We start from the raw sequence: 21,474 nt of genomic DNA, 5'->3' as shown, positions 1-21,474 counted from the left end.
AAATCCCTATTTGAGGTCAAATGTACAGGATCATACTTCCGTAAAACATGATATTTGTTATGATGCTGTAATTATGATATCAATACCCACAACGCTCCCCAATTCAACGCCATTCCCACCACACCGCCAATAATACTGGCAATGGCATCTTTTATATCATAATGCCCGCGCCCGCTGATCAGCGAAAACAGCTCAAAGCCATAACTGATCAGCACCACGATGGCAAATACAACCAAAGCCCCGGCAATAGGCTGATGCGGAAATACAAACCACGCAGCGCTCTGCAATACAGCGCCCATCAATATCCCCACCCAAAAATGTCTCCACTTATCCGGTGCAATTTTATTCAACATAGATAGTATGAAGATAGGCAAGAATCAAGCCGCTTATCGTTTTTTTTACTTATATTTATCTCATACCCCGCCACCCATGGAATGGAACGACACACTGACAGAGCTCAACTACTACCTGGCCAGACTTTTTGCCCACGACATCACCAACAAGGAAAAAGCCTCGCTCCTTGAAAAGGCAGGCCTCCCGGTGTATATGATCGAGATCCCCCAGCAACAGCTCCTGGCCTGGTTCAACATCCTGAAATTTGCCACTGCGCGCCATCAGCTGGTCCGCCTGCTGGAAATCATCACCGCGCCCGAAATGGGCAACGCAAACGATGAATTCCTGAAAGGCGCCATCCTCGCCATTCAATCCGGCAAAACAGTAAAAGCCATTCCCCTGCCCGATCATCAGTGGAAAGGTGGTAACGATATCGCCGCTACCAAAGAAAAGATCCTCGGGAAGAAAAGCACCCTGCTGCCCATCGGCTTCCTGGAACAAGGCACCGATGCCGCCAGGGCAGTGGTCAGGATAGTAGCAGGAGAGGAGCTGGGCACCGGCTTTATCCTCCACCACCGCTGGCTGCTCACCAACAACCACGTGCTCCCCAACCTGGAAACCGCCGCCGCAGCCACCATAGAATTTAATTACCAGTTCCCGAAAGGAGTGAAGATCTCAACAAAGCAAGCCGCGGATCTGAAAGCAGAATACAGCACCCGCCTTACCCCGGGCACGGCCGATCAACCGCTGTTTTACACCAATGAAACAGAAGACTGGTCACTGGTTAAAATAGACGACCCGAAGATCGACCCCTTCGGCTTCTTTACCTTAGCAGCGCCCGGGCTCAGATCCGGCGACTTTGTAAACATCATTCAACACCCCCTCGGTGGCCCCAAGCAGATAGGTATCTACCAGAACGTGGTCATGTATGCCGACGATACCATCGTACAATACATGACAGACACCAACAACGGCTCATCCGGCTCCCCCGTTGTGAACAGCGATTGGGAAGTAGTGGCCATCCACCACAGCGGCGGCTGGATAGAAGATCCCGTCTCCAGGGAAACGGTCAGACGGAACCAGGGCACCAACATCCAGCGGGTCAAAGCATTCATGGATCAGCTAAACAATAAATAATGATACTTTCCCCTAAACAGATGCACAAGCTGAGAAAAGTGCTGTACAAGCTTTTCCCTAACGGAAACGAAGCAACGTTTTATCTCACCACTGCCAACATCCAGAACGTGTTTGTAGATACTAACCGGAATGCATGGATGGTATGGGGCGATGTGCTGGAAGCACTGAAAACGAATAAAGATAAAATGATCCGGCTGTTAAAAGCCATGCTGGATAAGAACGATGTGCCCGAATTACGCAACTTCTACACAGAGCTCGAATCCAGCCGGCGCCTAAGGCTGGTAAGCCTCGCAGAAGCCCTGATCATGGGCCGCTGCGTGCTTTTCCTCGGCCCCGAAGTGCTGAAGGTAAGAGAAGGCGGCGCACAGCTCTCCTTCAATGAATGGATCGCCCGCAAGCTGGAAGACCGGATGATCAACGATAACGTCTACTTTGATAAAGAGCTGAATACCAATTTGAGCTACATGGCCAACTGCTACAAGGAAACGCCCAACTATATGTTTGGCGATGTGGCCGCGCTCTCCCACAGCGAGTTCAAATCACTGCTTGCACAGCAGCGCATAGGCCGCGAGATCTACGAACAGATGGCCATGCTGCCCCTCAGGATCGTGATCAACGCCAATCCCGACGATCTGCTCTGCCATTATATCAATCAACGCAAGGCCAACAGCTGCCGCCTGAATTACTACGATATCTCCAGCAAGGAAGAAGCACGCCCGCAAACAGAAGGCACATCCGGTATGCAGGTGGCCGGTAATGGGCAAATCGCTGCGCAAACAGTGGTATATAACATCTTTGGCTCCTTCAGGAACGAAAACTCTATCCTGCACACCGAAGGAGAATTCCTCGATTTCATCAGCAGGGTCACCATGGGCAATCCCCGCCTAGATAACAGCCTGCTCGCTGAATTCAATGAAAAGGACAGCTACCTCTTCCTCGGCTTTGATTTCGAGCAATGGTATTTCAAAGTGCTCTTTCACCTCTTTAAGCTGAAGAAGGATGAGTTCAACGCCGTCTCCTGCAGCTTTGATGCACAGGGCTTTGGCGCTGCCAATCCGCTCCCGGCCACCGGGAAGATCAGCGTAAGAACAAGGGAATTCTTCGAAGAGGAATTCAAAATGTTCTTTGTAAGCGATGATCTCCAGAGCTTTATTACCGATCTCAATGCTTTGTTGGCTAACTATAGCGCTAAATTGATCTGAATGTCCGATCTCTCTATCCGCAAAAGCAGGTACCCCGGCGTAGTGGCTTTTGAAGAAAAACAACACACGCTTTTTTTCGGAAGGAAAACCGAAACAAAAGAATTAGCGCAGCTGCTGAAAGCGGAGCGCACCATCGTGCTGTACGCGAAATCAGGCGTGGGTAAATCATCCCTGCTCAACGCAGGCCTTATCCCACACATGCACGCAGAAGGCTTCTATCCCATAAAGGTAAGGTTCCAGTATACCGGCGATAAGCTGGATCAAGATACCATCCGCAAAACACCGCTCAAAATAGTAGACGAGGTCATTCACCTGAAGATCGGCCAGCCCAACGGGATTACCTTGTGTGAAGAGGAAAAGCTGCTGTTTGACAGCCAGCAACCCAGGCTCTGGGAGTTGTTTAAAAGGCTCGAATTCCCTTCCTACATTCCCAAAAGCACCGGCCGGGAACAGATCCTTCAGGCTTTCCGGGAAGAACAGTCAGCCATTACCGGGGCGCCGCCCCAACCACTGCCCGCAGAATCCAGCCACAAAATGGTTCCCGTGCTGATCTTCGACCAGTTTGAAGAGTTCTTCAACTTCTCCACCGGCGAACGGCACGACTTCCTCGTGCAATTATCCGAACTGCTGCACGAAATGTGCCCCAACCGCATCCTGGAATGGCTGCGCAGCCAGCCACCGGAAGAACGCACACCCGAAATGGTGGAATGGTCAAAACAACCTCTCATCAAATGCATCTTCGCCATCCGGGATGATAAGCTGGCCGAACTGGATAGTATCCGCAAATACATTCCCCTCGTCCTTCGCAACAGGTTCCACCTCGCGCCGCTCGACTATGCCGACGCAAAAGAAGCAATGACAGAACCCGCCAAAGTGGAGGGAGATTTTGTCTCTCCCAATTTCACTTTCGATGATCAGCTGCTGGATGCCGTTCTGCGTAAACTGGTTGGCAGAAAGCACGAGTTCTCTCCCTTGATCAGTCAGCCTGCACAGGATAACGGTCAGCGGTCCATCGGGGTAGATGGCTCCCAGCTGCAAAAGATCTGTTCTTACATTGAGAATAAAGTGATTGAAACACATAAGCTCAAACCTGCCGCCCAAATAGTAGTAGATGAAACCCTCATCAAACAGGAAGAAGCAGAACTGATCCTGGACCGCTTTTATGAAGACCAGCTCAAAAAGATCGGCAACGAAAAAGATATAGACATCTGCCGCAGGATCATAGAAGATCACCTGGTAGCCGGCGGCGGTCGCGCCAGCCTTACCGATAACCAGATGAAAAATCTGCTGGAAGACCGGCAGGATCTCCTGGATAGAATGATGGATGTACGCCTGGTACGGGAAGAGTTCACCCACCTGGGCCGCACGTACGAATTAAGCCATGACACGCTTGTAAAAGCAGTTACAAAATATGCTGAGCAGCACCGCGAAGAACGGCTCAGGAAAGAAAAGGAAAGACAGGTGCGTTATAAGCTCCTTTTCCTCGGACTGGCTTTAGTCTCCCTGGGATGTGTGATCTGGGTACTGCACATGGCCGCCAGGAATGAGCGCATCCTCAATAAAAGCAAAGGATGGCTCGCGGAGAAATATTACACAGAGAACAATCACTATATGGCCTTCCGGTTATGGGGCAGCTACCAGCGGGTAGGATTATTCGATACAAAAGCAAAAGATTCTGTCCACAAGCTGCTGGATACCCGTTTCTTCTTTGATATCTCCGCAGGTACGCTCCTGTACATGCTCAGCCCCGGTAACTACGTTACGCTCGAAGCAGAGAACAGGATTAATATCTGGAGAAGACCCGGGGATGGAACAAAAAGACTAATCCGAAAGGCCATCCCGGAGGCTGTGAACATGGAAGTGGCCGATACACGAAGATACCTCATTTGCCGTGACAAAGCTGGCCGCCTGATCGTCTATGATGTGAACAGGGGAAGTGCATTTTCTATCCCGCACGCACAGTGGAAGAACTTGAATGCCGGCGATAAGAATGCTGATGCTGATGCTGATGATGCATCAGACATGAAGGCTGAATTTTTCCCGGGATCAGACTTCATCTGGTACCTGACGGAAGATGGCGACACCTACCTGTTTGACCTCGAAAAACGCAGAAGAATTGACTATTCATTTACAGAAAATGAATCCGAAACCAGTGGAGAAAGCGATGAAGGTAACATCATCTATACAATGAAACTCTCTCCCGACGGCAAATTACTTGCCGTATTCAACAAAGGCCTCCTGCGCATCTACAATATAGCCAGTGGAAAAACACCGGTGCTTACAGACAGCATACCAGGCATCACCTGGTTTGACGAGCTCAAACATAAAGACTGGTTGGTATATGGCTCCTCAATGAAATTATATACTTCTTCTTATCTGAACGGCTGGAAACATGCTGCAGCAAAACGCATTCTTTATTCGTTCTCGTATCCTTCCATGGACAGTAGCAGGATCATCTACAGCAGCAAGCGGGGAGAACTTAGTATCTATAACCTGCTTACCGGAAGTGTGGATACGACAATCGCCGACTATGCGCGTCATCCTGCCCGTCTCTACTCGTCAGTTCCCGGTTCGTCAGACAGGCCAATAGTATTTGTATGCATGGCCAGCGGTATTTTAAAGTACATAAACGGGCGCAATAAAACCGTCTTTTATTCATTCGCTTCCCGGAGCTACTTACAGGGAGTACCCGCTGTAACAACGTTTTCAGCTACTGCTAAATATTATTGCTATATCGACCTCCAAAATCAGTTGCGGGTATTTGAAACCAGCAGCGGCCGTGAATTATTCCAGGTAAAGCTGCGAGGGGGAGACGAACTTGACGATCAATACATTTTCAATGATGCGGAAACCAGGCTTGCTTATCTGAAAGCTGACAGCACGAAGAACGGCAGCCTGGAAATAATCAGCTTACTCACAGGTAAAGTGATAGCCAGCCAGGCCGCCGCTCTGAAATGCACACCCCTGAATATCCTGGAAGATGACGCACTGGAGGTGCAGAACGAAGAAGGCGGCAACGGCGTCATCATCCTCAACAACGAAAAGCGCGGATATGACTACTTCAACCAACGTTATCCAAAACTTTCCATCAACGAAAGAACAAGGGTAGGGATCGAATAACATGCGCGTCAATACCCTCCTCCGTCATTGCGGGAAGCCGCAGGGCCATACCTTCCTCCGTCATTGCGAGAAGCCGCCAGAGCCACCAGCGGAGCGCGACGAAGCAATCTTTTAATAATCCCCTAATTACTTCTCCAACACCCCACTATACAACATCCCATCTCCCGCTGGCAACTCTAATCCCAGCAACTTACTGATCAACGGCGCAATATCCACCAATCCCATCTGCGGTATCACTCCGCCTTTCCTAATTCCCTTACCAAATGCCACAAACCCCGTCTGTATTTCTTTAAAATCCGGGTAAAAACCATGCGTCCCTCCTTTCGTCGCCCGGACAAAATCTCCCGTTGCTGCAGCGCCAAATGAAAATCCCTGCTGCGCAGCCAGGCCAAAGGCAGCGGTAGCATCCGCGCCAACAGCATCCAGCTCTTCCCTTGATTTAATAATAAATGTCTTTTGCTGCTGCACCGGCAGGCTTTTTAAAAGCTGCAGCACCTGCTCTTTCGTCTTCATATCATTTTTATCTTTCAGCTGCAGGAAAGCACCGCCTCCGCAAGGATGAAAATAAGCTTTCCATTGCTCCGGCTTTTGCGGATCATACAATCCTGCTTTAGCCAGCAGCACATTAGGCGACAGCAAAGAATGAATATCCACAAAACCATGATCGCCTGTAACAATGATGGTAGTATTGCCTTCAATACCTGCTTTCGCTACCGCTTCGCGAATGCTCTTAACGGCCCTGTCAACCCCTGCTACAGCGGCTCTCACCTTATCGCCATCCCTGCCTTGTTCATGTTCAAAATGGTCTACAGTAACCAGGTGCACCGCCAGGAAAGAAGGCTTGTATTGACGGATAATATAGCTGCTCATCCGTGCCAGGTTCTCATCAATCACCAGGTAATCACCGTTAAAGTCCTGCTCATCCAGCTTGCCGGTAGCATGCTGTTCCAGCTCTTCAAACAAACCGGCAGGATGCGAATTTTCTCTTAAGGCCTGGGCCATAATGCGGTCTGCTCCCTTTTCCTTTGGCAGGTACCAGTATTCCGGTACGCTGTAAGTAGCAGGAGAGCCAACAGAAACTGGCCAGAACACCGATGCTGTTTTCAGTCCCTTGTCTTTTGCCAGGCTGAAAATGGTCGGCACTTTGATGTTTTCATATTGCCAGATCCATTTGCCCGTAATGCCCAGCGGCTCGGAAGGCGTATTGTAGTAGATACCATGCTTCAGTGGCTTTACACCGGTGATCATAGTGGTGTGGGAAGGGTAGGTAACGGTAGGGAAAACGCCGTCTACCCCTTCCGCATACACGCCGTCTTTCATACCCTGTCGCAAATGCACCATGTTCCAGGATGGATCTTTGTAAAACTCCGGGCGTAAGCCGTCTATACTGATCAGGATGACATGCGCCTCCTGGCTCCTGGCTGCCATATGCAACAATACCAGGCTACAGATAACAAGAAATGTTTTTTTCATGATAATAGATTAAATGGTAGCTAAAAATACCCGAACAAATAAACTTTTGCAATCAGCTGGCGAAATTCAATAATTAACGAGGCTTTTTTATTAGCGGTACGATGAACTTTGGGTTAAGTTTTTATATCTTAACAGCTTACTTTATACCTCAGCCTATGGAACTATTTTCAGTATTGGCGGCCGGCGCCAACGCTATCAGCCACGAACAGTTACGCAAAGATTACAGCAAGCTGCTCATCGATACAGAAACAGTACAACTGGGCCTTAAAATGTTCATGGATACTTTGATCTTTACCAACAAGCGTATGATCCTCGTAGACCTGGAAGGCAGCAGGATTGAATACCTGAGCATTTTCTACAAAAGCATTTCCCGCTTCAGCATCGAAACAAGCGGCGCATTTAACCTTGAGGCAGAACTGAGGATCTGGTTCTCCGGCGAAGTGGAGCCCGGCTTTATAAAGGAGTTTGATAAATCTGTGGATGTATACGAAGTGCAGAAAGTACTGGCGCATTACGCCTTGAGTTAATTTTTTCCATATGAAGAAGATCCTCGCCATTCTCAGCATACCGCTGTTCATCCTGTTCATCTACAAAATGTTTATCCCTAAGTATCATTTCCATTACTACTACTCAAAGGATAGAAAGCAGGTGCTGACACGTGTCACCGGTCCCAATGCCTGGTGGTATATCAATCAAACCTATTTTACACCCGGGTATTATGATCGCAATAAAATACCCGGCGTGTATATAAAACCGGAGTACGACAGTGATGGAGACTGGTCCGCACATGTGATCCTTCACGAAGAAGGCATCTATATAAGCTGCTCGGCAGAAACAAAAGGAACATCAGACAGTTTCCGTTACCGGGTAAATTCATTTGCAGCATACAGGGATCATATGGAGACAAAACGTATTGAAGCAAGCTTCAAAAACCCGGAAGACTTCTATCTCTACAGTTTTGACAAGTATTGACCGACGGTACCCTCTTCAAAGATAACCTGCAGAAAAACCAAATTATCCGTATTTTGTCCCCGATTTGATTAGCCTTTCCATCCTTATCTTTTAATTATGAAAAAAACCTTACCCCTCCTCGGACTTACCTGTCTGTTAACCTTTACATCAAAGGGACAATTTTTAGACCGTCTGAAGAACAAAGTACAGCGAAAAGTAGAAGATGCGGTCGACAAAAAAGTGGACAACACAATAGACAACGCCGGCAAGAAAAAAGATAAAACACCTTCCGGTACTACTCCTTCCAGCTCCGGTTCCGGTTCCGCCAACACGGAAAGGTCCGGCGATGTCGCTAGCACGGCCACTGCTTCCGGTCCTAACCTAGACATCAAATCCTATTCGAAATTCGATTTCGTGCCCGGCGCCAAAGTGATCGTGCAGGAAGATTTCGCACAGGAAGCCATCGGTGATTTCCCCGCACAGTGGAACACCCGCACCGGTGCAGAAGTGGTGACGGTTAACAACCGCCCCGGCAAATGGCTGGCCCTGAACAAGGATGGTATCTTCTTCCCGGAGTACATTACCAGCAACTTCCCGGAGAACTTCACCCTGCAGGTAGATCTCATGGCGAACAACGATATCACCAATATCGGCACGCTCACTATCGGTCTCTTAAATACCAAAGACGCCGATGAAAAGTTTGAAATGAAACAAGCAAGTCAGGCGCCTTCCAAGGCAGGCTTTAAATTGGGCTTGTGCCCCAAATCTTCCGGCAACGGGTACCTGTATTATTCTACCAACCTGATTGGCCAGCAAAGCCTTCACGCAACGCCTGAATTCAATGTACCGGATAAAAATACGGTGACCGTTTCCATCTGGCGGCAGAAACAACGCATCAGGGTGTACCTGGATAGTACCAAAGCGCTCGATCTTCCCCGCGCCCTCGATGCCAACGCCATACTGAACTCCCTGGTGTTTGCCTCCTATGCCCCCGATCTTGACAGGAAAGGCGGTTCTTTCTATATCAGCAATATCCGCCTGGCAGTAGGCGCGCCCGATACCCGCAATAAACTGATCACAGAAGGGAAATTCGTTACCCACGGTATTCTCTTCGATGTGAACAGCGATAAAGTGCAGGCCGCCTCCTACGGCAGCCTCCAGGACATTGCCAATGTGTTGAAAGAGAATGCATCCGTTCGCGTAAAGATTATCGGCCACACAGACGCCGATGGAGAGGCCCTGCCTAACCTCGAGCTGTCTAAACGTCGTGCGGAAGCCGTGAAAGCAGCCCTCGCCCAATCATTCGGTATCGATGCTGCGCGTATGGAAACAGACGGTAAAGGAGAAACACAACCTATTGATAATAACAATACCTCCGCCGCAAAAGCCAATAACAGGCGGGTGGAGTTTGTAAAGCTCTGAAAATGCTGAACGCTGAAGGCTGAATGCATAATGTGTTTAGCCTTCAGCATTTAGCCTTCCACGTTCACCAACACTTTCAATACCGCTTCTTCTAACGGTTCCCGGCAAACGAATACCGGTATCCCGTCCGCCAATGGCTCCTGGCGTATTTGCAGCACATAGGGGAACCACGCCGTATCATCGGCATGAATAAGGATCATATCCACCGGCCCACTGTAAAGTACCTCCCTGATACTGCATATATCAATAATAATGCTGACCGTGTCCGGGGCCAGCTCCCGGAGGCGTTGCTGTAGCGTAAGCAGGCGCCTGGAGCTTTTCCCAACCAGTATAATATGTTTTGTAATGCGTAACATATTGGGTTATCAGAATATGTAAGGCACTTTTGGGCTTAATTTTTGCGGGAGTGTGAGAAGGAATAGGCCTGTTAGTGATAGTTTAATATAATGCATCCTTGCGGCTATTTTTAATTGACACCTAAAGGTACGTAGATACAGGAACGAAAATTGTGCCGATAATTCATTTTTGATTTTTATTCGATAATCTTTTATTTGCATATTATATGGAGGGGAATGTCCCTCTAAAAGACAACGATTAATATGATGAATTCTAATGGAGCTCAGGAACTGACATACGTCCTGTTGGCCGAAGACGATGACGACGACTACCTGATTTTTTCCCTGGCTGTTAATGATATAACCTCTGTACGGGTCGAGCTGACACGGGCCGAGAACGGCGACATCCTGATGAGATTATTGGACGAGAAGCACCCCGACCTCCTCTTCCTGGACCTCCTCATGCCCTGCAAAGACGGACGCCAGTGCATCCGTGAGATCAGGTCCAACCGGAAGTTCGACTCCCTGCCTATTATCGTATATTCATCCATGACCGACCTCGAAAGCATTGAGTTCTGTTACCGTGAAGGCACTAACCTCTATGCCAGGAAACCTTCTTCGCTCACCGACCTTAAGTCAATATTGGAAAGATCTTTGCGATGGACTGGAAACGGATGCTCTACTATCCGCCAATGTCCCAGTTCGTGATCAATAGCTAACCCCGGGGAATGCTCCATGATTATTCCGTACCTTAGCCATCATGAGCATCCCTCCATTATCGGATCCTTCCCTGCTTCAAAATGCAACGCCTGCACAGCTGGAGCTCGCTGCTGCCGATAATCATCGTCAGTTGTTCATCCTCGAAGCGATGTCCGTAAAAGGAGAGGTGCAATCCGCCGGTGGCCTTACCTGGGTCTATGCCGGTCCCCGAAATAATGCGACCGTTCCTTTCCCTGCGCTGTCAAAAGACGATGCAGCACCTTTGCTGGATGGGATGATGGCCTGGTTCCGCAACCATCCTCCTAAAGGCGCCGGCTGCTGGTCACTGGATCCTCCCCAGCCCGCCGATCTGGGTGTACGCCTCCTGGCGCGCGGCTTTCAGCCGGGATGGAACCCCTGCTGGATGGCGCTCCGGCTTAACAACCTGCGGCAATATCCCAGTCCCGCCGCACTGGACATCCGACCTGATAATCATACAGATACATCGCTGGTAAATGGCCTGCCCTACGCTGGTAACGACGGCGCAGTGCCGCCTTCATTAATGGAAGTCTTTCCCGAGCGCGCCCAGCGCTTCCTCGCTTTCCTGGATGGTAAGATAGTTGGTCAAAGCTGTGTGTTCTTCACAAAGGGCGCCTACGGTACGGCAGGTATTTATAATGTGGGAGTAGTGCCGGGGGCAAGACAACAGGGGATAGGTAAAGCGGTGCTGCACGCCGCCTGTCAGTACGCCGCCGATCAGGGCTGGCACTACGCCGTCCTCAATGCTACCGGTCTTCGCATGTACCAGGAGGCGGGCTTTCAATGGATCAGCAATGGCCACACCTGGTGGCTCAATAATCAACACTATCTCACGCAGCCGCCTTCTCCTGCGCGCATCCTGTTGGCAGAAGCCACCGGTCTGGGCAACATAGCCGCCTTGGATACTATCGGTAAACAATGCTCCTCCCACGAGCTTAACGCACCCCTGGCCAACGGCATGACGCTCATGGAACTGGCAGTTCACTGTCACCAGCCGCTGGCCGCAGAATGGCTGTCCGAACATGGCGCCACCTGCACCGTCCTGGATGCCTGGAACCTTGGCTGGCAAGACCGTGCAAAGGCCCTGCTGGCAGCACAACCGGAAGAAGTGAACCGCCGCTACAGCTATCTCCAGCACACCATCCTCCACATCGCCGCCGAAAGAAACGATACCGACCTCGCCGTCCTCGCCCTCTCTGCCAACCCCAACCTCGACATCCGTGATAAGATCTATCATGGCACTCCGCTCGGCTGGGCAGAACATTTTGGAAGAACAGAGATCATCCGGCTTATAAAAGAATATAGTTTGAGATCTCAGGTTTGAGGTTTGAAGTTTGAGGTTTGAAGTTTGAAGTTTGAGGTTTGAAGTTCGTTAAAGGTTAAAAGTTCAAAACAGCTTTGCTTACCTCGCTAAAGGTGTTTGAAAAACAAGTAATTATTTCTTACGAAGGACTGCTACCAACAACCTGCAACTTTTAACAAACCTCAAACCTCAAACCTCAAACCTCAAACTTGAAACCTCAAACTTTCACAATTTTATTTCCCCATCCTGCAACACCAACACCCAATCCTGCCCATACCCACTCCGCGGCGGCGTAAACAACCGTTCTCCCTTATTCTCCACCGTCCCCTCCGCCTTGTACACACCGGTCCGCGGATCATACCATCCTACCTGCAACATCGCCCCGCTGATCTTCCCAAGACGTACCGTAAAAGGCTTCCCTGCTGCCGTATACACATACGCATAATTCTTACCCCGGGTAGCTTGTATCCGCTCATCCGGCGAGCTATCATTTTCTACCACCAGCGACTGATCCGGCACCCGCTCTGTCAATGGATTAGCCTCCATCAGCTTGCGTACATATTTCATCTGTTCCGCGCCCGGCAGATCCATCGCCTGCTGCCAGTATACATGCGGACCATTCACCGCCTCCTGGTAAGGAGAATAGAACTGCCAGATATCATGGCACCCATAAGTATGCCCAAAAGCGCCCGCAAACAGGTCCAGGTACGCATACTTCCTGACATCATACGCACTCGATGTCCCCAGGTCCTTTGCATTGAAGCATACCGGGTGATCCTCATAGATCGGCTCCCCATCCAGCACGGGCTTAATAGGCGTCATATTGTAAGCGGTCTGTATTCTATCGTACACAGGGGTACTGCGGCAATGCCCGTTCTGGAACATATTAAAGCTCAGCCACGCATCTTTATGGAACCAGGCAGCAGAACCTTCCGGGTGCGGCTGCGGATGAAAAGTGATCACCGGCTTATTCTTCTTCCCAACGCCTTCCATAATCCCGGCCGCCATCTGCCGCCAGATGTTGACCTGTTCTTCGTTCTGCGGGTTACGATCGCCGCCCAGTATCCATACAATGTTCTTCCGGTTGCGGTATCGTTGTCCCAGCCATTTACCATAAGCCCGGGCATTTTTAGCCGTGAACACTTCAGGTCCCTTGCCCCAGGAAGATTTCCAAACCTTATCACCCCAGGTAGGCAGCAAACCGATCACCAGGCCATAACTATCCGCCTTGTCAATAATATAATCTACATGTTTGAAGTAAGCCTCATTCGGCTTCGTAGGATCATCTTTTTTGAGGGGAAGGTCTCCATTCGCATTCGGCGTATGCAGCCCGTCAAACTCTGCCAGCGCTACCGCCTGTATAACGGTAAAACCCTGTTCCGCCCGGTGCTGCAGGTACTGGTCGGCCTGCTCCTTATTCAGGCGGTGAAACAGTTCCCAGGCAGTATCACCCAGCCAGAAAAAAGGTTTACCATTGCGTAACAGGTAACGGTGATTCTCGCTGATACTCATTTGAGCACATAAGCCAAGCGTACAGCAACAGATAATAGTAGTCAGGATAGGTCTTAACATGAATGAAAGTCGTTAGTTGTTAGTCGTAAGTCGTAAGTAGTAGCAAGTCACAAAGAGAAATTAATATACTCAAATAACCGCTAACTAACAACTCCTCCACTTACAACTAACGACTAACGACTTACGACTAACGACTTCCCCTAATACACATACTCCGGCGGCACAATCCCCTTACACCTCAGATACGTCACCGCCTGGCCCCTGTGGTGCGTAATATGATCCAGCGTAGCATGAAAACCATTTACCGCTTCATCACTCAGCTTTCCATTGCTCAATGTTTTTTGCAGCGAATCATAAGCGGTTTCAAGATACGCGCTGATCTCTTTCTTACTCTCCGGCATAGCAGGCGGCGCCCATTCAGTTTGCTTCCCTTTCACGTAATTCGCTTCCCACCATTGAATTCCATAAGCAATATGGTGTATCAGCTCTCCGAAAGACCATACCTCGTCTGCTGGTTTAAAGTTGTAAGCAGCTTCGGGCATCAGTCCGGCAACGTTCAGTGTGTACTGCCTGGAATTCTCCAGTGTAGCTAATAATGGCGTGTTCATAATTGAATAATTTTGTAAGGCAAAGCTACCTGGCAGGACGCGCAGGCACTTAAGGAATCTTGCTATTTTGCAGCGCTCATCTGGCGGCCGCGCTGGTCCTGAATTTTGCCGGCGGACATTTATACTGCTGCCTGAAAGCGGCCGTAAAATATTCAATGCTGTTGAAGCCGGAAGAGAAGGCCACATCGCCCACCGTCATTTGGGTATTGCTCAAAAGCATGGCTGCATGCTGTAACCGGATGGACAATAAATACTGATGTGGTGAAACAGCGGTAAAGGTCTTGAAGATCCTGCTGAAATGGAAGGGGCTGACGTAGCAAAAGCTTGCTATCTCCATCAGCGAAATATCCTGTGTAAAATTCCCGGTAATATATTCCTTGGCACGCTCAATAGTGCTGAGATGCTGCTTTTTCAAACGATCATGGATCCGGGCATCCGGTGTATAATCAGTGATAGTGCCCAGCACTTTATCGATCACCTGCATCACCAGCTGATCTATCTGCAGCTTGCTGCCGCTGCGTTGTAATACCAGCTGCATGATCGTGAAGTGCAGGAACTCCGTTTCCATATTGGTACGCAACAGGGTAGAGTGAAGATCATTATCCCTGAAGAATTTCGTATGTGCGTAACGTTGCTGCAGCTCGCGCAGAAAATCATTCCTAAACGCAAAGATGGTGCACTCATCGGGTACGGCATGCGCATGCGTAACCGTACGCTCATAACCCGGCTTAGTGATCAGGATACATCCATTGTATGAATCCAGTGAACGCCTGAACACATTGAAAAGGAAATTCCCTTTCCGCACAAAGCTGATAGAAAAACTATCGCTATATTCCGGTTTCGAGGTAACACAATCCGTGCACCTGCATTGGAAGTCAAGCACCTGGTAAAAATCAGACTTGTACAGGGTATGAATATCCGCGTTCATGACAGCATAAATGTACGGATTACCCGCCTGAATATCATTCCCGTTCCGCTACACTGGCCAGCAGGCGTCGCCGTGCCTTGTTCGCTACAGCATCCGCCAGCCCTGTTGCGCTGATCCGCCCCGAGGGGTGCACAAAGATCCGCGCATACTTGGTTTGCAGCTGAGGGGAGGGGAGCGCCTTCGGCTTCAGCACCAGCTTTGCAGCCGCAGGAACAGCCCTGTTGGCAGTTGCTGTTGTAGCAGTACTAGGCGTAACAGCCGTAATGGCAATCACATGATTGCCCATTGCAGGCTGCTGAACAGGCGCACACTGTTTCCTGAGTTGTTCAGCTACCATCACCGCTTCCGTTCCCGCTTTCAGCAGCTGCATCGCCTGCCCTGTCAGCGTCCTGTACAGCGCATGCTTTCTTTGCGCTTTCGGCAGGCTGCGGTACACGGCCGCCGCCACCTGAGATGCCTGGCCCAATAAGCCCGCATATTTCATAGTTAATTTAAAGGCAGGAGACCGCTTCACCCGCTTCCGGCTCAGCGTGCTTTTCCGCCGGCAATAATACTGCCCGTTCATTTTGTAATAACAGATCCCATTGTACGTGCCCGTAATAAACAGGCCTTTCTGCTTTGGCATATCATATCAGTTTTAACGTGAAAAAATAAAATTGCTTTTCTATGAAATTACAAAAGGTCTTTTTCAAAAAAGTTGATCCAGATCATCAAATTGAGCATGTGGATAAATAGCGGTCACCTCATGGCATCCGCGTGCATTCCGCATCCACTCCATGTGCAATCCGTGTGAGATCCTCATGTGATCTTAGTATTTCCCTTGTGTTTTCCGGGTAAGTTCCTCGTGCAGTAGTCAGGTAACAAACAGTAAAAGCGCAGCTTGCTTACAGGACAGCTACAGTAAAAGCGCACACCAGCCTCATTAAAAGCGTACGAAATCGTCAGTAAAAGCGCACAACCCCTCACCTCCAACCGCTAACGAACTTCAGACCTCAGACCTCAAACTTTCAAATTGCCGGCTATAAAAATAATAAGGACCCCTCTTTGCCCGGGATCCTTATTAACGTTCTTTAGGTGAAAAATGACAGCAGGGTAGGAGTACCCCGCTCTATCCCTTATAAATTCACGCTAAAATTAATGATCTCGGGATAAGCGCTGGTTAACCAATCGTTAACCGGCTAGAAATAATACGAAAAAGATATAGTTTAGCGTATCCGATGAAGCTTTCTATCAGTCAAATCGTTAAGGTCGGCCTCAGGCCCGGCCTCCCCTTCGAAGAGCAAAAAAAGATCAGGTCACTGAACGTCGGTAATCTTATCAGTATTACCATGGTAGGGGCGCTATGCGTATTTAATACCGCCACCGCCCATTACCGGCTAGCGATTTCCTATTGCTTCCTGGCCGCCTGCATCCTGTTCATTTATCAGCTGCAACATTTTGGCTACTTCCGGGTCGCCCGCTACTTCACCGTGGGATTGATCCCCGCTTTTTTCAGCTATATCTCCCTCTGCTATCACAATGATACCGAACTGCTGCTCCTGCTCAATATCGCTGTTATCGTCCTGCTGCTCGACTCCTGGTGGATGATCATGGCGCTCTCCCTGCTGGACATGTTCGCTTTTATGTTCATCCGGATCTACAACAGCACTCACCCGCCCCTGTTAGAGGCGCTGCCTCCCTCCAGGGGCATGATCAGCGTTAGCTCCCTCTTCGTGCTCATGACAATGGTGCTGCTATACTATAAATATGAACAGCAGCGCGACCGCCGCCAGCTGGAAGCGCTCAACCGCCAGAACGAAGAAAAGGCCCTCCGACTCGAAAACCTTAACAGATCCAAAGAGAAGATCCTGTCTTCCTTGTCCCATAACCTGCTCCAGCCCCTGGCCGCCATGCGGGCCCTGCTGCAGATGGAAGAAGAGCTGCCCCCTGCCATGATCAGCGACTTCACCGGCAGGTTCAGGAACAATCTCGACAACGTGCTGCTCAGCCTCGAAAATACGCTGCGTTGGTCCCATACGCGCCTGAAAGGGCTGATCCCCGCGCCCCACTATTGCAATGTGTACGACGCCCTGGAACAGGCCGCCCTGCAATTCAGGGCGCCGCTGTCAGAAAAACGCCTGAGCTTCTCCCATACCTGCGGTCACGATATGTTGGTATACGCAGACCCCGCACACCTGCAGGTCATCATCAGGAACCTGGTCTCCAATGCAATAAAGTTCACACCCAAAGGCGGCAACATCACCGCTGTGGCCACCACCGCCAATGGTATGGTGGAGATCAGCATAACGGATACGGGCATCGGGATGAATGAAGACCTGCTCCAGCAGCTGTTTAACCCCGAACAACGCACCCACTCCTTCGGTACCGAAAATGAGCCCGGCGCCGGGTTGGGCCTCATCCTGGTCAAAGAGCTGGTAGAGCTCAACGGCGGTAATCTTACCGTTACCAGCGTGCTGAAAGAAGGCGCTACCTTTCAGATTATATTACCGGCATCTTATATATGAGGTTGATAACCAATGCTGTAATTACAACTATTGTTTTACAGACACTTTAAGTATCATTTCGTACTTTTACCAATAGAGTCCTGAAAACCGATATAATAATTACTGGAGGCCCGCATTGCCCTATATGTACAAAAGCATATTGTTGCTACTATTGTCATTGTTGTCTGTGAATTTCGCTTATGCTGTAATCGATACCGTGTCCTACGCAAAACAGCGTTTTACCGACGAGAATGGTCTTCCGCAGAACAGCGTAAAAAACATTGTCCGCGATAAAGCCGGCTTTATATGGCTGGCTACCGAGAATGGCATGGTACGCTATGAAGGCGCTAACCGTTTCAAAGTATTTAATAAGAACGAACTGAACATCGCGTCCAGCCGCATTTCCTACATCCTGCCAGGCGCCGGCGAATATGAATTGTCTGCACAAACAGAACAGCAGGAAATGCTGGGGATCACAAAAGGAAAGATCTGTTTGCAGGATCCTGCACAAACAAGGCGCTCTACCTTCAGCTACCTTATCCTCAAACCATGGGTAACAGACACGATATCCGTCACCGGGCTGCCTTGCGCCTTCGAAAAGATCATTGACCCAGGTATCGTCTTTCAAATCCCCCTCGATGCCGCTTCCTGTTTCACAATCCATAAAGACACTGTGAAGCTCATCAGGGAGCGGCAGAAAGTTTTCAGCCTTCGCTTTCCCTATACCAGCCCCTGGCGCTTCTTCATGCTGGGCGCACGCTTGCATTATATAGATGAACAGGGCAGGCTCACCGTCTTTAAAGGAACTCATACCAACACTGCCACCCTTAGCGGCGATATTTTGCAGCATCCCGGATTTAATGCTCATAGAAGCGCCATAAAGGTTTACTGGAATCTGCCCGCCGGGGAAACATTCCTTTACCTCGATAAAGCCTGTTACCTCCTGCAAGCCTTACCCGATGGCCGTATCAATACCTTGCGCGTCTTGCATAATTTTGATTTTGAAAAAAACAGGATTATCTCAGTTTACTACGATGCAGCACAGGCACGGATTTTCCTGGGCAGCACTACCAGGGGCCTCTTTATTTTTTCCAGGAAACAGTTCCATATACTGAGCAGCGGGGGAGAACAGGAAGATGAAGTATACTATGCACAGGCCAGATCAGCATACAACCGGCTCATCACCGCACAGGGCGTGGTTTTTGATACATCCGGGCCCGTGGCCATACTGCCGCTCCTGAAAGAGAAAAGCGCAGGCGGAGATCGCTTCGGTATCGTAACAGACCAGCAGAACAATATATGGTACAAAGCCTTGTCCACGCTGTATAAATTCAACAGCACCGCTACTAAGATATTGTGGAAATGGGAATGCCCCTCTGGTATCACCCGTCTCTATATCGGCAGCGATAACCGTTTGTGGATCGGTACCGCTTTCAATGGCCTGTACTCCCTGCAAACAACGGATCCGCAGCCTTCACCGGCCGCATTCATACACCGGCTCAGCGATATATCCTGCTTGCAGGAGGAAACGCCTGGCCTCCTGTGGGTAGGCGCCGACAAGGAGCTGTATCGTATACACCTGCGAACCCGCCGGGTAGATACGATCCATCATTTCAATACCCGCAGCATCCGTAGCCTCAATATCCCGGAGCCCGGCAGGATCTGGGTCACCACCTACGATGAAGGCTTTTTCCTCTACCGTAATAACCATCTTACCAGGTTCCCGCTCGACAGGGAAAAGTACCTGAGCGCTGCGCACTGCCTCGTGGAAGATAATCGTGGTAATTGCTGGATCACTACCAACAAAGGCCTTTTCCAGGCATCACGGAAGGATTTGTTGGCTTACGCCGATGGAGAACAGTCCTATGTATATTACCACTACTACGGGAAAGACAGAGGCTTTAATACCAACGAATTCAACGGAGGTTGCCAGCCCTGCGCCGTTAAATGGGACAATGGGTATATCTCTTTTCCTTCCCTCGAAGGGCTGGTGCTCTTCACTCCCTCCACCGTAAAGCCGGAGCTGCCCAATGGAGAGCAGCAGATTGAAAATGCAGAGCTGAACGGCAATCTCATGCCCTGGCATGATGATACACTGGTCCTGCCACATGCCTTCCAGCAGTTAAAGCTGCATCTCAGTGTTCCCTATTTTGGAGATCCTTACAACCTGCAGCTGCTGTACCGCCTCGCAGGTGCAGACGGAGATACGCTCTGGCTCCCCGTTGCGCCCGATCATACCCTGTCCTTTTCCACTTTGCCTTCCGGCACTTATGAGTTGCAGGTCCGCAAGATAAACGGCTTCGGAAAAAATAATTACACGGATAAGATCCTCATGCTCACAGTGGCGCCTGCTTATTATGAAACGGTATGGTTCCGACTGCTGTTGGTGCTGGCGCTGAGCATCTGCATAGTGATCTATATCCGGTTGCACACCCGTCACATCAAACAACAGAACCAGGTATTGGAGTCAAGAGTGTCTGCACGTACTTTCGAACTGGAGTCTGCCCTGGCTTCGTTGAGCGTTTCAGAGAAGAAGCTGCGCCGCCAGGCCCGCACCCAGGAAAGACTGCTGGCTTCCATCACCCACGATATCAAAACGCCCATGAAGTACCTGATGATGCTGGCGGGCAATATGTCGTGGAAAGAAGAATCCCGCATGGAACCCACTATGGTAGCCAGAAGCTCCAAGGCTATTTATGATGCATCCTATCGTATGTATTACCTGGTAGACAACCTCATACAATATATTCGTACCCATGTGAAGAACGGTTCCGCACTGCCCGAAGAGGTAGACCTGCACGAACTGATAGAAGAAAAGATAGACATCTTCAGCAGCATTGCTGAAACGAATACCACGGTCATTATCAATAGCGTACCGCCCGAGCTGCTGTTCCGTGCCAACTACCAGGCGCTGGCAGTAGTATTGCACAACGTGTTGGACAATGCAGTGAAGAATACCAGGGAGGGCGAGATCATCGTATCAGCGATGAGCAGCGTAGATAAGATTGTGGTGAGCATTGAAGATACCGGTACCGGTTTGCCGCCCGCATTGCTGCATTGGATCAATGACTACTGGTATCCTAAAGTCAGGGAAGAAGAGGCGTCGCCCGCACATAATGGCCTCGGCCTGATCATTGTGATGGAATTGCTGGAGCAGATGAAAGGCCGCCTGAAAGCAGAGAATAAGCCACATTGCGGCGCGGTGGTTAAAATAGAACTAACGCCTTGTTAACCGGTGTACAGCTTTACCTTGTCTATAAGCTCTACAAGATTGCTCGTCCCCATCTTTTCAAAGATCCTCGTTTTATAGGTGCTTACTGTAGTGAGCTGTAGGTGAAGGATGTCTGCTATCTTCGCCACGCTCGTCCCTTTAACAAGCAGGTTGAGCACTTCTCTTTCCCTGCCGGAGAGCGCTGTCAGTGGGTTATCTGGTGCAGGCTTTGGCTGTTGCCATTTAGCAAGTAATTGTTCTTTTACCGTCGCGCTGATATACTTTTCATTATTCATGACGGTCCTCAGTGCAGTCTTGATATCCTCCTCTGAAGAATACTTTACCAGGTAGCCGTCAGCACCGGCTTGTATATAGTTGAGGGCAAACAGTTGTTCTTCGTAGCCTGAGAAGATGAGTATTTTGATATCAGGTCGCCGTAACCGCACGGCGTTGATCATTTGCAGGTTATTCCCCCCGGGAATGTTGATGTCCAGTATCAGCAGGTCAAAGGGCTTCTCCTCCAGCTGAGAGATAGCCTGGTTCAGTGTTTCGGCTTCACTGATATTTGCATTGATGAACATGCTTTTCACTACCAGCAGTACGCCTAATCTCACTATGGTATGATCGTCAGCAATAAGGATATTTTTCATAGCATAGGATTGAATGCTACACTAAGATAGAGCTTATCTCAATTAAGAGCGAACGTTTTTATGTAGAA

At 49.6% G+C, this 21,474-nt stretch carries 18 protein-coding genes; 10 read left to right on the top strand and 8 right to left on the bottom strand.

Going from position 1 to position 21,474, the window contains the following annotated elements; translation table 11 throughout:
- Positions 1 to 71: 71 nt before the first annotated feature.
- Complete coding sequence (locus ACR9Y8_RS11310) at positions 72 to 353, bottom strand: hypothetical protein (RefSeq protein WP_481213373.1); 282 nt, start codon at positions 351 to 353, stop codon at positions 72 to 74.
- Positions 354 to 429: 76 nt separating this feature from the next.
- Between ACR9Y8_RS11310 and ACR9Y8_RS11305 the strand changes: the two genes are divergently transcribed.
- The 3 genes from ACR9Y8_RS11305 to ACR9Y8_RS11295 are packed head-to-tail and all read left to right on the top strand — an operon-like array spanning position 430 to position 5,792.
- Positions 430 to 1,470, top strand: a complete 1,041-nt coding sequence (locus ACR9Y8_RS11305) for a trypsin-like serine peptidase (RefSeq protein WP_481213372.1) — start codon at positions 430 to 432, stop codon at positions 1,468 to 1,470.
- The gene (locus tag ACR9Y8_RS11300) at positions 1,470 to 2,672 is read left to right on the top strand and encodes an SIR2 family protein (protein WP_481213371.1); all 1,203 of its coding nucleotides are present in this window, start codon (positions 1,470 to 1,472) and stop codon (positions 2,670 to 2,672) included. Before ACR9Y8_RS11305 ends, ACR9Y8_RS11300 begins: the two co-directional genes overlap by 1 nt.
- Complete coding sequence (locus ACR9Y8_RS11295) at positions 2,673 to 5,792, top strand: nSTAND1 domain-containing NTPase (protein ID WP_481213370.1); 3,120 nt, start codon at positions 2,673 to 2,675, stop codon at positions 5,790 to 5,792.
- A 126-nt stretch (positions 5,793 to 5,918) separates the two neighbouring features.
- Here ACR9Y8_RS11295 and ACR9Y8_RS11290 read toward each other — a convergent pair whose 3' ends face one another.
- Entirely contained in the window at positions 5,919 to 7,265 is a 1,347-nt protein-coding gene (locus ACR9Y8_RS11290) for an alkaline phosphatase family protein (protein WP_481213369.1), read from the bottom strand.
- A gap of 155 nt (positions 7,266 to 7,420) precedes the next feature.
- Here ACR9Y8_RS11290 and ACR9Y8_RS11285 point away from each other — a divergent pair, with 155 nt between their 5' ends.
- The 3 genes from ACR9Y8_RS11285 to ACR9Y8_RS11275 all read left to right on the top strand — a co-directional run bounded on the left by ACR9Y8_RS11285 (position 7,421) and on the right by ACR9Y8_RS11275 (position 9,638).
- Complete coding sequence (locus tag ACR9Y8_RS11285) at positions 7,421 to 7,792, top strand: PH domain-containing protein (RefSeq protein WP_481213368.1); 372 nt, start codon at positions 7,421 to 7,423, stop codon at positions 7,790 to 7,792.
- A 10-nt stretch (positions 7,793 to 7,802) separates the two neighbouring features.
- A complete protein-coding gene (locus tag ACR9Y8_RS11280; RefSeq protein ID WP_481213367.1) occupies positions 7,803 to 8,237 on the top strand; it encodes a hypothetical protein in 435 nt (144 codons plus the stop codon).
- A gap of 96 nt (positions 8,238 to 8,333) precedes the next feature.
- Positions 8,334 to 9,638, top strand: coding sequence for an OmpA family protein (locus tag ACR9Y8_RS11275; protein WP_481213366.1), 1,305 nt, complete (start codon positions 8,334 to 8,336; stop codon positions 9,636 to 9,638).
- 50 nt (positions 9,639 to 9,688) lie between these two features.
- Here the strand turns inward: ACR9Y8_RS11275 and ACR9Y8_RS11270 are convergent, their stop codons facing one another.
- Complete coding sequence (locus tag ACR9Y8_RS11270; protein ID WP_481213365.1) at positions 9,689 to 9,994, bottom strand: hypothetical protein; 306 nt, start codon at positions 9,992 to 9,994, stop codon at positions 9,689 to 9,691.
- 243 nt (positions 9,995 to 10,237) lie between these two features.
- Between ACR9Y8_RS11270 and ACR9Y8_RS11265 the strand changes: the two genes are divergently transcribed.
- Complete coding sequence (locus ACR9Y8_RS11265; protein ID WP_481213364.1) at positions 10,238 to 10,681, top strand: response regulator; 444 nt, start codon at positions 10,238 to 10,240, stop codon at positions 10,679 to 10,681.
- Positions 10,682 to 10,733: 52 nt separating this feature from the next.
- Entirely contained in the window at positions 10,734 to 12,035 is a 1,302-nt protein-coding gene (locus ACR9Y8_RS11260; RefSeq protein WP_481213363.1) for a GNAT family N-acetyltransferase, read from the top strand.
- Positions 12,036 to 12,239: 204 nt separating this feature from the next.
- Here ACR9Y8_RS11260 and ACR9Y8_RS11255 read toward each other — a convergent pair whose 3' ends face one another.
- The 4 genes from ACR9Y8_RS11255 to ACR9Y8_RS11240 form a co-directional block, all read right to left on the bottom strand.
- Complete coding sequence (locus ACR9Y8_RS11255; RefSeq protein ID WP_481213362.1) at positions 12,240 to 13,586, bottom strand: glycoside hydrolase family 140 protein; 1,347 nt, start codon at positions 13,584 to 13,586, stop codon at positions 12,240 to 12,242.
- A gap of 140 nt (positions 13,587 to 13,726) precedes the next feature.
- Positions 13,727 to 14,134 carry a DinB family protein gene (locus tag ACR9Y8_RS11250; RefSeq protein WP_481213361.1) on the bottom strand — a complete coding sequence of 136 codons (408 nt, stop codon included), beginning with the start codon at positions 14,132 to 14,134 and terminating at the stop codon, positions 13,727 to 13,729.
- A 76-nt stretch (positions 14,135 to 14,210) separates the two neighbouring features.
- On the bottom strand, positions 14,211 to 15,062 hold the full coding sequence (locus ACR9Y8_RS11245) for an AraC family transcriptional regulator (RefSeq protein WP_481213360.1): 852 nt from the start codon (positions 15,060 to 15,062) through the stop codon (positions 14,211 to 14,213).
- A gap of 34 nt (positions 15,063 to 15,096) precedes the next feature.
- Complete coding sequence (locus ACR9Y8_RS11240; RefSeq protein ID WP_481213359.1) at positions 15,097 to 15,687, bottom strand: hypothetical protein; 591 nt, start codon at positions 15,685 to 15,687, stop codon at positions 15,097 to 15,099.
- 592 nt (positions 15,688 to 16,279) lie between these two features.
- On the opposite strand from ACR9Y8_RS11240, the gene ACR9Y8_RS11235 reads away from it, so the two are divergent.
- Entirely contained in the window at positions 16,280 to 17,566 is a 1,287-nt protein-coding gene (locus tag ACR9Y8_RS11235) for a sensor histidine kinase (RefSeq protein WP_481213358.1), read from the top strand.
- 196 nt (positions 17,567 to 17,762) lie between these two features.
- Positions 17,763 to 20,777 carry a sensor histidine kinase gene (locus ACR9Y8_RS11230; RefSeq protein WP_481213357.1) on the top strand — a complete coding sequence of 1,005 codons (3,015 nt, stop codon included), beginning with the start codon at positions 17,763 to 17,765 and terminating at the stop codon, positions 20,775 to 20,777.
- On the opposite strand, the gene ACR9Y8_RS11225 is transcribed toward ACR9Y8_RS11230, so the two are convergent.
- Positions 20,774 to 21,406, bottom strand: coding sequence for a response regulator (locus tag ACR9Y8_RS11225; protein WP_481213356.1), 633 nt, complete (start codon positions 21,404 to 21,406; stop codon positions 20,774 to 20,776). The two genes, ACR9Y8_RS11230 and ACR9Y8_RS11225, sit on opposite strands and share 4 nt — an antisense overlap.
- Between the last annotated feature and the right edge of the window lie 68 nt (positions 21,407 to 21,474).

The sequence above is a fragment of the Chitinophaga sp. SVR4-12A genome, assembly GCF_056754765.1.
This window is presented reverse-complemented; position numbering and strand designations above follow the sequence as displayed.